The sequence below is a fragment of the Streptomyces sp. NBC_00028 genome, from assembly GCF_045041065.1.
Lineage (GTDB): Bacteria > Actinomycetota > Actinomycetes > Streptomycetales > Streptomycetaceae > Streptomyces.
In genome coordinates, this window is record NZ_CP108293.1 from 4,687,859 (window position 1) to 4,703,057 (window position 15,199).

The 15,199-nt window shown below is 70.1% G+C and carries 16 protein-coding genes; 8 read left to right on the top strand and 8 right to left on the bottom strand.

Annotated features, from left to right (window positions below):
• The first annotated feature begins 54 nt into the window (after positions 1 to 54).
• The 3 genes from OG885_RS20890 to OG885_RS20900 all read left to right on the top strand — a co-directional run bounded on the left by OG885_RS20890 (position 55) and on the right by OG885_RS20900 (position 1,951).
• Positions 55 to 543, top strand: coding sequence for a phage holin family protein (locus OG885_RS20890; RefSeq protein ID WP_405733818.1), 489 nt, complete (start codon positions 55 to 57; stop codon positions 541 to 543).
• Positions 540 to 1,484, top strand: a complete 945-nt coding sequence (locus OG885_RS20895; RefSeq protein ID WP_405733821.1) for an alpha/beta fold hydrolase — start codon at positions 540 to 542, stop codon at positions 1,482 to 1,484. The genes OG885_RS20890 and OG885_RS20895 overlap by 4 nt, the downstream gene beginning before the upstream one ends.
• A gap of 284 nt (positions 1,485 to 1,768) precedes the next feature.
• Positions 1,769 to 1,951: a hypothetical protein gene (locus OG885_RS20900; protein WP_405733825.1), complete on the top strand. Its 183-nt coding sequence runs from the start codon at positions 1,769 to 1,771 to the stop codon at positions 1,949 to 1,951.
• A gap of 61 nt (positions 1,952 to 2,012) precedes the next feature.
• On the opposite strand, the gene OG885_RS20905 is transcribed toward OG885_RS20900, so the two are convergent.
• The 3 genes from OG885_RS20905 to nth all read right to left on the bottom strand — a co-directional run bounded on the left by OG885_RS20905 (position 2,013) and on the right by nth (position 5,037).
• Complete coding sequence (locus OG885_RS20905; protein ID WP_405733828.1) at positions 2,013 to 3,212, bottom strand: MarP family serine protease; 1,200 nt, start codon at positions 3,210 to 3,212, stop codon at positions 2,013 to 2,015.
• A 48-nt stretch (positions 3,213 to 3,260) separates the two neighbouring features.
• On the bottom strand, positions 3,261 to 3,983 hold the full coding sequence (locus OG885_RS20910; RefSeq protein ID WP_405733831.1) for an NUDIX hydrolase: 723 nt from the start codon (positions 3,981 to 3,983) through the stop codon (positions 3,261 to 3,263).
• A 190-nt stretch (positions 3,984 to 4,173) separates the two neighbouring features.
• Positions 4,174 to 5,037 (bottom strand): endonuclease III, encoded by an 864-nt coding sequence (nth, locus tag OG885_RS20915; protein ID WP_405733833.1) that lies wholly within the window; start codon positions 5,035 to 5,037, stop codon positions 4,174 to 4,176.
• Positions 5,038 to 5,373: 336 nt separating this feature from the next.
• On the opposite strand from nth, the gene OG885_RS20920 reads away from it, so the two are divergent.
• Together OG885_RS20920 and OG885_RS20925 are read left to right on the top strand one after the other, a co-directional pair.
• Positions 5,374 to 6,048, top strand: coding sequence for a Crp/Fnr family transcriptional regulator (locus OG885_RS20920; protein ID WP_266824125.1), 675 nt, complete (start codon positions 5,374 to 5,376; stop codon positions 6,046 to 6,048).
• A 35-nt stretch (positions 6,049 to 6,083) separates the two neighbouring features.
• Positions 6,084 to 6,911, top strand: a complete 828-nt coding sequence (locus tag OG885_RS20925) for a nucleotidyltransferase domain-containing protein (protein ID WP_405733836.1) — start codon at positions 6,084 to 6,086, stop codon at positions 6,909 to 6,911.
• Here OG885_RS20925 and OG885_RS20930 read toward each other — a convergent pair.
• From OG885_RS20930 to OG885_RS20945, 4 genes are all read right to left on the bottom strand, one after another.
• Positions 6,908 to 7,738 carry an MBL fold metallo-hydrolase gene (locus OG885_RS20930; RefSeq protein WP_405733839.1) on the bottom strand — a complete coding sequence of 277 codons (831 nt, stop codon included), beginning with the start codon at positions 7,736 to 7,738 and terminating at the stop codon, positions 6,908 to 6,910. The two genes, OG885_RS20925 and OG885_RS20930, sit on opposite strands and share 4 nt — an antisense overlap.
• A 72-nt stretch (positions 7,739 to 7,810) precedes the next feature.
• Positions 7,811 to 8,680 carry an NUDIX hydrolase gene (locus OG885_RS20935; protein ID WP_405733842.1) on the bottom strand — a complete coding sequence of 290 codons (870 nt, stop codon included), beginning with the start codon at positions 8,678 to 8,680 and terminating at the stop codon, positions 7,811 to 7,813.
• Between the two features lie 85 nt (positions 8,681 to 8,765).
• The gene (locus tag OG885_RS20940) at positions 8,766 to 9,233 is read right to left on the bottom strand and encodes a RidA family protein (RefSeq protein WP_399952373.1); all 468 of its coding nucleotides are present in this window, start codon (positions 9,231 to 9,233) and stop codon (positions 8,766 to 8,768) included.
• Positions 9,230 to 9,388, bottom strand: coding sequence for a DUF4177 domain-containing protein (locus OG885_RS20945; RefSeq protein ID WP_003967454.1), 159 nt, complete (start codon positions 9,386 to 9,388; stop codon positions 9,230 to 9,232). The genes OG885_RS20940 and OG885_RS20945 overlap by 4 nt, the downstream gene beginning before the upstream one ends.
• A gap of 118 nt (positions 9,389 to 9,506) precedes the next feature.
• On the opposite strand from OG885_RS20945, the gene OG885_RS20950 reads away from it, so the two are divergent.
• On the top strand, positions 9,507 to 10,484 hold the full coding sequence (locus OG885_RS20950; protein ID WP_405733845.1) for an ArsA family ATPase: 978 nt from the start codon (positions 9,507 to 9,509) through the stop codon (positions 10,482 to 10,484).
• Positions 10,481 to 11,755 carry an ArsA family ATPase gene (locus OG885_RS20955; protein WP_405733848.1) on the top strand — a complete coding sequence of 425 codons (1,275 nt, stop codon included), beginning with the start codon at positions 10,481 to 10,483 and terminating at the stop codon, positions 11,753 to 11,755. Before OG885_RS20950 ends, OG885_RS20955 begins: the two co-directional genes overlap by 4 nt.
• A gap of 156 nt (positions 11,756 to 11,911) precedes the next feature.
• Here OG885_RS20955 and wblA read toward each other — a convergent pair whose 3' ends face one another.
• Positions 11,912 to 12,250, bottom strand: coding sequence for a transcriptional regulator WblA (gene wblA, locus OG885_RS20960; RefSeq protein WP_362943536.1), 339 nt, complete (start codon positions 12,248 to 12,250; stop codon positions 11,912 to 11,914).
• Between the two features lie 474 nt (positions 12,251 to 12,724).
• On the opposite strand from wblA, the gene OG885_RS20965 reads away from it, so the two are divergent.
• Entirely contained in the window at positions 12,725 to 15,001 is a 2,277-nt protein-coding gene (locus tag OG885_RS20965) for a transglycosylase domain-containing protein (protein ID WP_405733851.1), read from the top strand.
• Positions 15,002 to 15,199: the final 198 nt, after the last annotated feature.

Here is a 15,199-nt window from a genome sequence, read left to right on the forward strand (position 1 = left end):
CGGGACGGTACAAAAGACACGACCCATAGAGCCTTACTGAACAGGGAGACCGCGATGAGCGCACCCGACGGCAGCCCGGTCGGCGCCGAACGCAGCATCGGCCAGTTGTTCGCCTCGGCGACGACCGAGATGTCCGCGCTGGTGCACGACGAGATCGCGCTGGCCAAGGCGCAGCTCAAGCGGGACGTGAAGCGCGGCGCGACGAGCGGCGGCGCGTTCATGGTGGCCGGCGGGGTGCTGGTGTTCTCGCTGCCGATGCTGAACTTCGCGCTGGCGTACGGCATCCGGACCTGGAGCGACTGGAACCTGGCGGTCTGCTTCCTGTTGTCCTTCGCCGCCAACGTGCTCATCGCGGGCCTCCTCGCGCTGATCGGCGTGGTCTTCGCGAAGAAGGCGAAGAAGGGCGGCGGCGCGCAGAAGACCGCCGCATCGATGAAGGAGACGGCGAGCGTCCTGCAGAACGCCAAGCCGCATCCGCGGCCCGAGCTGCCGCAGGACCGTGTCCCGGAGGCCATCGAGGCTGTGGCACGCTCGTCGTCATGAGCGAGCCCGCCACCCCTTCGGCCGAATCGGTAGTACGGCCCGACGTCCTCGGCGACAGACCGCTGACGCACCGGGACGTCGCCGCCAACGGCGCGCGTTTCCACATCGCCGAGATGGGCGACGGCCCGCTGGTGCTGCTGCTGCACGGCTTCCCGCAGTTCTGGTGGACCTGGCGGCATCAGCTGCCCGCGCTCGCCGACGCCGGGTTCCGGGCGGTCGCCATGGACCTCAGGGGCGTCGGCGGCAGCGACCGCACCCCGCGCGGCTACGACCCCGCGAACCTCGCCCTCGACATCACCGGCGTGATCCGCTCCCTCGGCGAGCCGGACGCCGCACTGGTCGGTCATGACCTGGGCGGATATCTGGCGTGGACGGCGGCGGCGATGCGGCCCAAGCTCGTACGACGGCTCGCGGTGGCCTCGATGCCGCATCCGCGACGCTGGCGCTCGGCGATGCTCTCGGACGTCAAGCAGACCCGCGCCGGGTCCTACGTCTGGGGGTTTCAGCGCCCCTGGATCCCGGAGCGGCAGCTGACCGCGGACGACGGCGCACTGGTCGCCGAGCTGATCCGGGACTGGTCCGGGCCGAGCCTGCCGGACGACGACGCGGTGGAGACGTACCGGCGCGCGATGTGCATCCCGTCGACCGCGCACTGCTCGATCGAGCCGTACCGGTGGATGGTGCGCTCGCTGGCCCGTCCCGACGGCATCCAGTTCAACCGGCGCATGAAGCGGCCGGTCCGGGTGCCGACCCTGCATCTGCACGGTTCGCTGGATCCGGTGATGCGGACGCGAAGCGCGGCCGGTTCCGGGGAGTACGTCGAAGCGCCGTACCGCTGGCGGCTGTTCGACGGACTCGGGCACTTCCCTCATGAGGAGGATCCGGTGGCATTCTCTGCAGAGCTCGTCAACTGGCTGAAGGATCCCGAGCCTGACCGGTGAACAACGTCTGCGCCGAGGTCGGCTGGGGGTCCGGGGGCCCGAGGCGGAGCCTCTGATCTGACAGCCCCCGGGAAAGCACAGCCCGCACGAGGAGGATCCGGTCGCTTTCTCCACCGAAATGATCGATTGGCTGAAAGACCCCGAACCCGATCGGTGACCGTCCGAACGCGCCCGGTATCCGGACCTGAACACCTGTCCTACGAACAGCCAAATGCCCGGCGCATAGGCCAATTGGGGGCCCTGGGGGCGGTTATCGACCTTGGGGCAGGGGCACACGTCGGGGTATGGGCTGGACGCACGACTACAGTGACGCAGCACGCAACCGCCGCTCGGGCCACGGTCTGAGCCCCCACCAGCGAGGAGGAGCCCCGCAGGAGCAGGGCACGGACCTCCGGGTGGGCATCCCGCGCATTCTGCGCCGCCGGGCCCGCTGGGTCACGGTCCGGCTGCGTCACACCCGAGGCTGAAGCGCCCCGGCTGAGGCGCCCTCACACCCTCAGGCGGTCTCCAGCGACATCCCTACGCGGTCTACAGCGCGCAGCTGTCGCTGTCCACCTGCTCGTTCGCGGTGCGCCCCTTGGTGATGTCCTCCCGGATCTCGTCCGCGGTGAGCGCGTAGCCGGTGTCGGCGTTGTCGAGGGACTTCGCGAAGACCACGCCGTACACCTCCCCTTGGGGGGTGAGCAGCGGGCCGCCGGAGTTGCCCTGACGGACGGTCGCGTAGAGGGAGTACACATCGCGGTGCACGGTGCCGCGGTGGTAGATGTCCGGACCGTTGGCCGGGATCCGGCCGCGCACGCGCGCGGCACGGACGTCGTACGCGCCGTTCTCCGGGAACCCGGCGATGATCGCGTCGTCACCGCTCTCGGCGTCCGTCGCGGTGAACTTCAGCGCGGGCGCCTTCAGTTCGGGTACGTCGAGGACAGCGATGTCGCGCTCCCAGTCGTACAGGACGACCGTGGCGTCGTACTTCTGGCCCTCGCCGCCGATCTGGACGGTGGGTTCGTCGACGCCGCCCACGACATGCGCGTTGGTCATGACGCGGCGCTCGCCGAAGACGAAGCCGGTGCCCTCCAGGACCTTGCCGCAACTCTGGGCGGTGCCCATGACCTTGACGATGGACTGCTTGGCCCTGGCGGCGGCCGGGCTGTTCACCAGCTCGGGGTCCGGCGGCTGGACCTCCTTGATCGGCTCGTCGGAGAACGGGCTGAAGACCTGCGGGAAGCCGTTCTGCGCGAGGACCGAGGTGAAGTCCTTGAACCAGGTGTCGGCCGCGTCGGGCAGCGCCTCCGAGACGCCGAGGAGCACCTTGGAGCCACGGACCTCCTTGCCCAGGGTCGGCAGGGTGGTCTGGGCGAGGGCGGAGCCGATCAGCCAGGCCACGAGGAGCATCGCGACCACGTTGACGAGGGCGCCGCCGGTGGCGTCCAGGGCGCGGGCCGGGGACCAGGTGATGTAACGGCGCAGCTTGTTGCCGAGGTGGGTGGTCAGGGCCTGGCCGACGGAGGCGCAGACGATGACGACGACCACGGCGACGACGGCCGCGGTCGTGCTGACCTCGGAGTTGTCCGTGAGGGCGTCCCAGATGACGGGGAGCAGGTATACGGCGACGAGACCGCCGCCCATGAAGCCGATCACCGACAGGATGCCGACGACGAAGCCCTGGCGATAGCCGACGATCGCGAACCACACGGCGGCGACCAGCAACAGGATGTCCAGCACGTTCACCGGTTCAGGCCTCGCCTCATCACATGACACAGCACGGCAGACACCCTGTCATGACCGCCAGTCGAGCGGGACCTGCTTGTCCCGGTCCCAGGGGCGCTCCCAGCCGGAGTAGTGCAGCAGCCGGTCGATGATTCCGGCCGTGAACCCCCACACCAGGGCCGATTCGACCAGGAATGCCGGACCTCGGTGGCCGCTGGGGTGGACGGTGGTGGCCCGGTTGTCCGGGTCCGTGAGATCCGCCACGGGGACGGTGAAGACGCGGGCCGTCTCATTGGGGTCGACCACTCCCACCGGGGTGGGCTCGCGCCACCAGCCCAGCACGGAGGTGACGACGAAGCCGCTGACCGGGATGTAGAGCTTGGGCAGCACACCGAAGAGCTGGACACCGCTCGGGTCGAGCCCGGTCTCCTCCTCGGCCTCGCGGAGAGCGGCCCGCAGCGGACCCTCGGCCAGCGGGTCGCCGTCCTCGGGATCGAGGGCGCCGCCGGGGAAGGACGGCTGTCCGGCATGGGAGCGCAGCGAGCTGGCCCGCTCCATGAGCAGCAGCTCGGGCCCGCGCTCGCCCTCCCCGAAGAGGATCAGTACGGCGGACTGCCGTCCCGCGCCGTTCGCCGGCGGCAGGAAGCGGCTCAACTGGAGCGGCTCGACCGTCTCGACGGCGTGTACGACCGGGTCCAGCCAGCCGGGGAGGCCGTCCTTGCTCAGCGTCACGCCCGGCGCCTCGCCCGGGCCGCTCGTATGCCTGCCCTGCGTATTGCTCGTATGCCTCATCGCCACCCCCGTCGTCCTGCCCCGTCCAACGCCCGGCAAGCCGTTGATCGTTCCAGCCGGGCGCCCTGGGATCGGCCCTGAGGTCGTCCCTGGGGCCGGCCCCGGGATCGACCCCGAGACTCGCTCCGGGATCGCCCCTGAGGCTGCCACTGGCATCCGCCCCGCGTGCGGGTGCCCGGTCGGCGGCCCGTCATCCGGCCCCCAGCGGCGGTGCCGCCTTGCCGCCCGCGTCCAGGTAGGACTGGGGCGGGTTGAGGCGCTGGCCCGGGAAGCCGCCCTTCTCGTACTTGAGGAGCTTCTTCGCCTTCTCCGGGTCGGTCTCGCCCTCGCCGAACGCCGGGCAGAGCGGGGCGATGGGGCAGGCGCCGCAGGCGGGTTTGCGGGCGTGGCAGATACGGCGGCCGTGCCAGATCACATGGTGGGACAGGTCCGTCCAGTCACTCTTCGGGAACAGCGCGCCGATCGCGGCCTCGATCTTGTCGGGGTCGGTCTCGTCCGTCCATTGCCAGCGTCGCACCAGCCGTTGAAAGTGCGTGTCCACAGTGATGCCGGGTCGTCCGAAAGCGTTGCCGAGCACCACGAACGCGGTCTTGCGGCCCACGCCTGGCAGCTTGACCAGTTCCTCCAGCTTGCCGGGCACCTCGCCGCCGAACTGCTCCACCAGGGCCTTCGACAGCCCTATGACCGACTTGGTCTTGGCCCGGAAGAAGCCGGTCGGCCGCAGGATCTCCTCGACCTCCTCGGGATTGGCGGCGGCCAGATCCTCGGGGGTGGGGTACTTGGCGAAGAGCGCGGGGGTCGTCTGATTGACCCTCAGGTCGGTGGTCTGGGCGGACAGGACCGTGGCGACGACGAGCTGGAAGGGGTTGGTGAAGTCCAGTTCGGGGTGGGCGTACGGATAGACCTCGGCGAGTTCGCGGTTGATACGGCGGGCCCGGCGGACGAGGGCGGTGGCCGACTCGTTCGACTTCGCGGACGGCTTCACGGCGACCTTCTTCGCCGGAACGGCCTTCTTCGCGGCTACCTTCTTGACCGCAACCTTCTTCACCACCACAGACGCCTTCTTTGTCGCTTTTGCCGCTTTCTTTCCGCCACCGGAGTTCTGTTCGCCCACAGCGGAATCCCGACGTACAACCACCCGTCCAGCCCCCTTGGCCTGTGCTCTCACCGGCGATTTGGACACCCGGCCAGCCTAAAGCCCGGCACCGACAATCGCCCCGGACCCAGAAGATCGGCCCCCGATTGGACCCCTGCCGCTTACCTCAGGACATGTGTGCGGCATCCTTGTGACAGATCACACTGTTTGGACCGTCCGGCAAAATGGGGAGCACGGTCCCCTGGTACCAAGGGGGAGAAAGATCCCCTGAGCAGGTCGACAAGGAGAGAACTCGTGGACGACGTCCTCCGGCGCAACCCGCTCTTCGCGGCACTCGACGACGAGCAGTCCGCGGAGCTGCGCGCCTCCATGAGTGAGGTGACGCTCGCCCGTGGCGACTCCCTCTTCCACGAGGGCGACCCCGGCGACCGGCTCTATGTCGTCACCGAAGGCAAGGTCAAGCTCCACCGCACCTCCCCCGACGGCCGCGAGAACATGCTCGCCGTCGTGGGTCCCGGTGAGCTGATCGGCGAACTGTCGTTGTTCGACCCGGGCCCGCGCACGGCCACCGCCACGGCGCTGACCGAGGTCAAGCTGCTCGGCCTCGGCCACGGCGACCTCCAGCCCTGGCTGAACGTCCGCCCCGAGGTCGCCACGGCGCTGCTGCGCGCCGTCGCCCGCCGCCTGCGCAAGACCAACGACCAGATGTCCGACCTGGTCTTCTCGGACGTCCCCGGTCGTGTCGCCCGCGCGCTCCTGGACCTCTCCCGCCGCTTCGGCGTCCAGTCCGAGGAGGGCATCCACGTCGTCCACGACCTCACGCAGGAGGAGCTGGCCCAGCTGGTCGGCGCGTCCCGCGAGACGGTCAACAAGGCCCTCGCCGACTTCGCCCAGCGCGGGTGGCTGCGCCTGGAGGCGCGTGCGGTGATCCTGCTGGACGTGGAGCGGCTGGCCAAGCGTTCACGGTGACCGTTCCGTGGGCTCCGTCCTGATGTAGTTGGCCCATGTCTGAAAAGGTGCCCTCCAGAGGTCTCGACCCACAGGGCTACATCGCGCGCGAGGGCTCCCTCGCGCGCGTGCCGCACGACTTCCGCCCCGTGGTCGCCGCCGCGCGTGATCGTGTCCTCGACCTCTTCGGCGGCCGGCTGCACAGCGCCTACCTGTACGGCTCGATCCCGCGCGGCACCGCGCGCGTGGGGCGCAGCGACCTCGATCTGCTGATCGCCCTGCGCGAGGAGCCCGCACCGGCCGACCGGGACGCCGTACGGGCACTGGGCGAGGCCCTCGACAAGGAGCACCCGGCGATCGACGGCGTCGGAACGCTGCTGTACAGCCGGGCGCGGCTGCTGAGCGAGCTGGAGACCTACGACCTGGGCTGGTTCGTGGCCTGTCTGTGCACCCCGCTGCTCGGCGACGACCTCGCCGAGTTCCTGCCGCGCTACCGGCCCGACTCCCTGCTCGCCCGTGAGACCAACGGGGATCTCGCCCTGCTGCTGCCGCGCTGGCGCGCCCGCATCGAGGCCGCCGACGACAGCGAAACGTCCCTGCGGCCTCTCGTGCGCTTCATGTCCCGCCATCTCGTCCGCACCGGCTTCACCCTCGTCATGCCCCGCTGGAACGGCTGGACCAGCGATCTGCGGGAGATGGCGGAGGTGTTCGGCGCGTACTACCCGGAGCGGGCCGAGCAGCTGCGGGCGGCGGCGGTGCGGGGCCACGAGCCCACGGGTGACCGCGCGGTGCTCGCCTCGTACGTCGACGATCTCGGGCCCTGGCTGGCGGAGGAATACGCGCGCGTGCACGGCGTGAAGGCGCCCCGCCCCGACGGGCCCTAGATGAGCCCGTGTTCGTCCAGGTAGTCCATCTGCGCCCGCACCGACAGCTCGGCGGCCGGCCACAGGGAGCGGTCCACGTCGGCGTAGACGTGGGCGACGACCTGCGACGGCGTCAGGTAGCCGTCCTCGACCGCCGTCTCCACCTGGGCGAGCCGGTGGGCGCGGTGGGCGAGATAGAACTCCACCGCCCCCTGGGCGTCCTCCAGGACGGGACCGTGGCCCGGCAGGACCGTGTGGACGCCATCGTCGACCGCGAGGGACCTCAGGCGGCGCAGGGAGTCCAGATAGTCGCCCAGGCGGCCGTCGGGGTGCGCCACGACCGTCGTACCGCGGCCCAGGATGGTGTCGCCCGTCAGGACGGCCTGATCGGCCGGGAGATGGAAGCACAGGGAGTCGGAGGTGTGGCCGGGGGTGGGTACGACCCTCAGCTCCAGGCCGCCGACGGTGACGACGTCCCCGGCCGCCAGCCCCTCGTCGCCCAGCCGCAGCGCCGGGTCCAGCGCACGCACGCGCGTGCCGGTCAGCTCGGCGAAACGGGCGGCGCCCTCGGCGTGGTCCGGGTGACCGTGCGTCAGCAGGGTGAGCGCGACGCGCCGGCCGGCCTTCTCGGCGACGTCGACGACATGGCGCAGGTGGCTCTCGTCCAGCGGTCCGGGGTCGACCACGACGGCCAGTTCGGAGTCGGGCTCGGCGAGGATCCAGGTGTTCGTGCCGTCCAGCGTCATCGCGGACGCGTTGGGCGCGAGGACGTTCACGGCACGCGGGGTGGCGGGACCGGAGAGGGCCCCGCCGCGTGGCTGGCCGGGAAGGGCTGCTGCGTCCGTCATGCGAGCGCTCCTTGGGGCGGCGTCGACCGTACCGTCATGCGAGGGCTCCGTCTGACGGTGTGGACCGGATCGTCATGCCGAGGCTCCACCGGTCGGGATGTGCTTCGTGAACTCCGCGTGCCCCGGCCAGGACAGCACAATCTCCTCGCCGTCCAGCCTGGCCCGCGCCAGGACCGGCGTCAGGTCGCGGTCGGGCGCCGCCGCGAGCGCCTCGGCGGCGCCGGGGTAGGCGATCAGCTGGCGCAGGGTGGCGATCGTGGGCGGCATCATCAGCAGCTCGCCCTTGTCGTACGAGGCCGCCGCGTCCGCCGGACGGATCCACACCGTGCGGTCCGCCTCCGTGGACGCATTGCGCGTGCGCTGGCCGGCCGGGAGCGCGGCGACGAAGAACCAGGTGTCGAAGCGACGGGACTCGAACTCCGGGGTGATCCAGCGCGTCCACGCCCCGAGCAGGTCCGAGCGCAGGACCAGGCCGCGGCGCTCCAGGAACTCGGCGAAGGACAGGTCCCGCGCCACCAGGGCCGCACGGTCGCTCTCCCAGTCCGCGCCGGTCGTGTCCCCGACCACCGAGTCGGCGGTGGGGCCGGCGAGCAGGACGCCCGCCTCCTCGTACGTCTCGCGGACGGCCGCGCAGACGATCGCCTGGGCCTCCGTCTCGGTCACCGCGAGCCTGCGGGCCCACCACGCGCGCGTGGGGCCCGACCAGCGGATCCCGTGGTCGTCGTCGCGCGGGTCGACGCCGCCGCCCGGATACGCGTACGCGCCTCCGGCGAAGGCCATGGAGGCGCGTCTGCGCAGCATGTGCACGGCGGGGCCGGTGTCGGTGTCCTTCAGGAGCATGACCGTGGCCGCGCGCTTGGGGACGACCGGGGTGAGGGTGCCCTCCGCGAGCGCGCGGATGCGTTCCGGCCAGTCCTGCGGAAACCACTGCCCATTCGCCATGGGCGGAGGCTATCCCGTGGTGCGCGAATGTTCGAGAGGGGCCCTCAGGTGCGGCGATGCCGCTCCAGGGGCCCCAGGAGCCGCTCTACGCCTCCGTGAGCTCCACCTGGACCTCGACCTCCACCGGGGCGTCCAGCGGCAGCACCGCCACGCCCACGGCGCTGCGCGCGTGCACGCCCTTGTCGCCGAGGACCTCGCCGAGCAGCTCGCTCGCGCCGTTGATCACGCCGGGCTGGCCGGTGAAGTCCGCGGCCGAGGCCACGAACCCGACGACCTTCACCACGCGCGCGATCCGGTCCAGGTCACCGGCGACCGACTTGACGGCCGCCAGCGCGTTCAGCGCGCAGACGCGGGCCAGCTCCTTGGCCTCCTCGGCGGTGACCTCCGCGCCGACCTTGCCGGTGACGGGGAGCTTGCCCTCCACCATGGGGAGCTGGCCGGAGGTGTACACGTACACGCCCGAGCGCACGGCCGGCTGGTACGCGGCCAGCGGCGGCACGACCTCGGGCAGCGTCAGACCGAGTTCGGCGAGCTTCGCCTCGACCGCGCTCACGCCTTCTCCCGCTTGAGGTAGGCCACCAGCTGCTCGGGGTTGTTCGGCCCGGGCACGACCTGGACGAGCTCCCAGCCGTCCTCGCCCCAGGTGTCCAGAATCTGCTTCGTGGCGTGTACGAGCAGCGGCACAGTCGCGTATTCCCACTTGGTCATGTGGCCGACTTTAGCCGCTGCCCGCACCCGGCCCCGCGGCCGTGGGCCCCACAGGCTCCGGCCGCCTTATCCACAGCCTGCTGCTTGACGCGCACGCCGAGTGGTTACGCTCGAAGACGTGAGCAGGCTCCAGGTCGTCAGCGGCAAGGGCGGAACCGGTAAGACCACGGTGGCCGCAGCCCTCGCGCTGGCCCTGGCCACCGAGGGGAAGCGCACGCTTCTCGTGGAGGTCGAGGGCCGGCAGGGCATCGCACAGCTCTTCGAAACGGAGGCGTTGCCCTACGAGGAGAGAAAGATCGCGGTCGCACGGGGCGGCGGGGAGGTGTACGCCCTCGCCATCGATCCCGAACTGGCCCTTCTGGACTACCTCCAGATGTTCTACAAACTCGGCGGCGCCGGCCGCGCCCTGAAGAAGCTCGGCGCCATCGACTTCGCGACCACCGTCGCGCCCGGCCTCAGGGACGTGCTCCTGACCGGCAAGGCGTGCGAGGCGGTGCGGCGCAAGGAGAAGTCCGGGCGGTTCGCCTACGACTACGTCGTGATGGACGCGCCGCCCACCGGGCGCATCACGCGCTTTTTGAACGTGAACGACGAGGTAGCGGGCCTCGCCAAGATAGGGCCGATACACAATCAGGCGCAGGCCGTGATGCGGGTGCTGAAGTCGCCGGAGACGGCCGTGCACCTGGTGACGCTCCTTGAGGAGATGCCGGTCCAGGAGACCGCGGACGGCATCGCCGAGCTGCGGGCGGCAAAGCTGCCGGTGGGCCGGGTCATCGTGAACATGGTGCGCCCGGAGGTGTTGGACGCGGCCGAACTGGAACTCGTACGCGGCACGGCTCGTTCCTCCTTCGCGCAGTCGCTGTCCGCCGCGGGGCTCGGCGGGGCGCGGCGCGGCGGGCATGCCGAGCGGCTGGTGGACCCGCTCCTGGCCCAGGCCGAGGAGTACGCCGAGCGGTACACGCTGGAGCACGAACAGCGCGCGGTCCTCGGCGCACTGGACCTCCCGCTGCACGAACTGCCGCTGTTCGCCGAGGGCATGGACCTGGCGGGGTTGTACCAACTGGCCACGGAACTGCGGAAGCAGGGGATGTCATGAGCCCGGACGCCGAGCGGCAGCACCGCCTCTCCCCCGCGCGCGTGCTCGATCTCGACCCCCTGCTGGACGACCCGGCGACCCGCATCGTGGTGTGCTGCGGCTCGGGCGGGGTCGGCAAGACCACGACCGCCGCGGCGCTGGGACTGCGGGCCGCCGAGCGGGGCCGGAAGGTGGTCGTGCTGACCATCGACCCGGCCCGCCGGCTCGCCCAGTCCATGGGCATCGACTCGCTGGACAACACCCCGCGGCGCGTGAAGGGCGTCGAGGGCGACGGCGAACTGCACGCGATGATGCTGGACATGAAGCGCACCTTCGACGAGATCGTCGAGGCGCACGCGGACCCCGAGCGGGCCTCCGCGATTCTCGGCAATCCCTTCTACCAGTCGCTCTCGGCGGGCTTCGCGGGCACGCAGGAGTACATGGCGATGGAGAAGCTGGGGCAGCTGCGGGCGAAGGACGAGTGGGACCTGATCGTCGTCGACACCCCGCCGTCCCGGTCCGCGCTGGACTTCCTGGACGCGCCCAAGCGGCTCGGATCCTTCCTCGACGGCAAGCTGATCCGGGTCCTGCTGGCGCCCGCTAAGGTCGGCGGGCGGGCCGGGATGAAGTTCCTGAACGTCGGGATGTCGATGATGACGGGCGCCCTCGGCAAGCTGCTAGGCGGCCAACTGCTGAAGGACGTCCAGACGTTCGTGGCCGCCATGGACTCCATGTTCGGCGGGTTTCGCACGCGCGCGGACGCGACGTACAAACTGCTCCAGGCGCCCGGCACGGCGTTTTTGGTGGTGGCCGCCCCGGAGCGGGACGCGCTGCGGGAGGCCGCCTACTTCGTGGAGCGCCTCGCGGCCGAGGACATGCCCCTGGCGGGGCTGGTGCTCAACCGGGTCCACGGCAGCGGAGCCGCCCGGCTGTCGGCCGAGCGGGCACTCGCCGCCGCGGAAAATCTTGAAGAGTCCCGCATTGTGGATCAGGAGGCCGGGAAAGCTGGAGTTCGTAACTCTCCCGACACAGACGGCAGTTCAGGTTCCCCCACCTCGGACCAGACCGTCGGACAACTCACCGCGGGCCTGCTCCGGCTGCATGCCGAGCGGATGCGGCTGCTCTCCCGCGAGCAGCGCACGCGCGACCGCTTCACCGCACTCCACCCCGAGGTGGCGGTGGCGGAGGTGGCCGCGCTGCCCGGCGACGTCCACGACCTCGCGGGGCTGCGGGACATCGGGGCACGGCTCGCGGCCGGTCGGCCGGAGCTGCCCGAGAGCACGGAGGAATGACCCGAGGGTGCCCTTGCGGGCCCAGACCCTGACGGGGCCCGACGGGTTGCCGAAGGGCCCGATGAGCGGCCCGGAGGTCCTATGGAGGCCCGAGGGCTCGATGGAGTCCTGGGGACCCGATAGGCGGCCCGAGGGCCCGATGGACGGCCCGGGGGCTCAGCCCACCGCCGCGTAGTTCTCGTACACCTCGTCGTCGTCGAGGGGCAGGATGCCGGCCCCTCGTTCGTACTCCGTGCGCGCGGTCTCAAGGAGCCGGCGCCAGGAAGTGACCGTTGGCCGCCTGCGCAGCAGTGCGCGGCGCTCCCGCTCCGTCATGCCTCCCCACACGCCGAACTCGACGCGGTTGTCGAGCGCATCGGCCAGGCACTCGGTCCGCACCGGGCATCCGGTGCACACCGCCTTGGCCCTGTTCTGCGCTGCTCCTTGAACGAACAGTTCATCCGGATCGGTAGTGCGGCAGGCCGCCTGCGCACTCCAGTCGGTTACCCAGCCCATACCGGCGCCGTCCTCTCCCGAATCGAGGCTCCCCCACGGCGGCAGCGGCATATTCACCGCCGCCAGTTGAGGACGTTACGGAAGGTGGGCACAGCGCAACACCCCCTTCGGGCCCAATCTTGAATGGCCCGAACGGACTATGCGTAAGCGGCAGATCACCCGGGGGAGTGAGCCCGCGACATGCGTGATCATCCCGGCAAAGCGGGACAGTTCTGTTGAGTCACAACGGGCACCAGGTGACACACAAGGCGGATTCGGACACGCCCCCACCAGAAAGTCGGGGAACCTCCGGAACGATTCGGGGTCGCCGGACGTATTGATACGTGGCCGCACTGCTGTGACAGTTGAGAGCAGCTTAGGCCAAGGCCTGCGCGCGTGTCCGGCGAATGAGAAGGTAGGCCCTCTCTTTGCCATGCGCTCGAAACGGCCTGCCGTCTTCGTCGAACGCTCATGAGTACGGATTAGGCTGCCCCCATGTCGAAGAAGCGCTCCGGTGGCGGTCTCTCCCCCACCCAGCAGGCCGCGAAGTTCCTCGGTGTCAGCGTGCTCGCGGGTGCGGTGCTGGCCGGCATCGCCCTGCCCGCCTTCGGCGCGCTCGGACTCGCGGCCAAGGGATCGGTGGAGAGCTTCGACGAGCTCCCGGCCAACCTGAAGACCCCGCCGCTGAGCCAGCGCACCACGATCCTCGACGCCAAGGGCGGCACCATCGCCACGGTCTACTCGCGGGACCGCACGGTGGTCGAGCTCAAGGACATCTCGCCGTACATGCAGAACGCCATCGTCGCGATCGAGGACTCGCGCTTCTACAAGCACGGCGCGGTGGACCTGAAGGGCGTGCTGCGCGCCCTCAACAAGAACGTGCAGAGCAGCGGGGTCGCCGAGGGCGCCTCGACGCTCACCCAGCAGTACGTGAAGAACGTCTTCGTGGAAGAGGCGGGCGACGACCCGACGAAGGTCGCCCAGGCCACCCAGCAGACCATCGGCCGCAAGATCAAGGAGCTGAAGTACGCGATCCAGGTCGAGGAGGAACTCGGCAAGAAGAAGATCCTCGAGAACTACCTGAACATCACGTTCTTCGGCCAGCAGGCGTACGGCGTCGAGGCCGCCGCCCAGCGCTACTTCTCCACGTCCGCCAAGGACCTCACCCTCGCCCAGTCGGCGCTGCTCGCCGGCATCGTCCAGTCGCCGAGCCGGTACGACCCGGTCAACGACGAGGCGGAGGCCACCAAGCGGCGCAATGTCGTGCTGCAGCGCATGGCCGAGGTCGGTGACATCTCGGCGGCGGAGGCCAAGAAGGCGCAGAACGAGAAGCTGGGCCTGAAGGTCAGCAAGCCGAGGAACGGCTGCATCACCGCGGTCGACGACGCCGGGTTCTTCTGTGACTACGTGCGCAACGTCTTCCTCACCGACCCGGTCTTCGGCAAGACCAAGGAGGCCCGGGCCAAGACCTGGAACCAGGGCGGCCTGACCATCCGTACGACGCTCGACCCGCAGGCCCAGGACTCCGTCAAGCAGTCGCTCAAGGACCACGTCTACGAGAGCGACAAGGTGGCCGCCGCGGCGACCCTCGTCGAGCCCGGCACCGGCAAGATCGTGGCGATGGGGCAGTCGAAGCCGTACGGCACCAACGCCAAGCAGCACCAGACCGTGATCAACTACTCGGTCGGCTACGGCATGGGCGGCTCCAACTTCGGCTTCCCGACCGGTTCGACGTTCAAGCCGTTCGTCGCGGCGGCCGCGCTGGAGGAGGGCCGGCCGGCCGACCAGGAGTACTCGTCGCCGTACCAGATGGAGTACCCGAGCCCCGTGCAGACCTGCGACAGCAAGCCGTGGGTCAACACGAGGGGCGAGAAGCTGGAGAACGAGTCGGAGTCGGAGAAGGGCCCCTACCGTCTGCGCAAGGCGATGGAGCTGTCGGTCAACACCTACTTCGTGCAGATGATCTCCGACATCGGCCTGTGTCCCGTGGTCAACATGACCAACAAGCTCCAGGTCGTCCAGGGCAACGGCGACAAGCTGCCCGAGGTGCCCGCCATCGCGCTGGGTTCCAAGGGCATCTCCCCGCTGACGATGGCGACCGCGTACGCCGCCTTCGCCGCCCGCGGCATGTACTGCACGCCGGTCGCCATCGAGTCGATCACGCAGAAGGTCGGCCAGGAGAAGAAGTCCCTGGAGGTGCCCAAGTCGACCTGCTCGCGCGCCATGTCCGAGACGACCGCGGACACCGTCAACCAGCTCCTCAAGGGCGTGGTCGACTCCGGCACCGGCAAGACGGCGGGCCTCTCCGACCGAGACAACGCCGGTAAGACGGGTACGACGGACTCCCGCAAGAACGCCTGGTTCGTCGGCTACACGCCGAACCTCTCGGGCGCCGTCTGGGTGGGCAGCGCCTCCCAGAAGGTCGAGATGAAGAACATCTACATCGGCGGCGAGTACAACTCCCTCGTCTACGGCGGCCAGGTCCCGGGCCCGATCTGGAAGGACGCCATGACCGGCGCCCTCGCCGGCAAGGACGCCCCGAAGTTCAACTTCGTCGACATCCCGGAGGACAACCCGGGCCGCGGTGACGGCGACGGGAACGGAAACGGGAACGGCGATGGCAACGGGGACGGGGACAACGGCGACGGCAACGGCAACACCGGCGGCCAGGGCGACGGCGGTACCGACGGCGGGTCGTTCCCGACGCCCACCTTCTCCATTCCGGAGAACCTGTTCCAGGGCAACAACGGCAATGGCGGGGGCCGCGGGTAGCGGCTAGCGGGTAGTTCCTGTCCGGCGGAGCGAGCGGGCCAGGACACCGGAGGCTGCGGCTTCTGGGGTCCTGGCCTTTTGCTGTCCGGCTCTGCTGGCGTGCTGGCGCGTTGGCGTGCCGGCGCGTTGGCGCGTTGGCGCGTTGGCGCGTTGGCATGAACTGCCGTTGGTGCAGGCCTTGTTGAGGCTTGCTTCTCA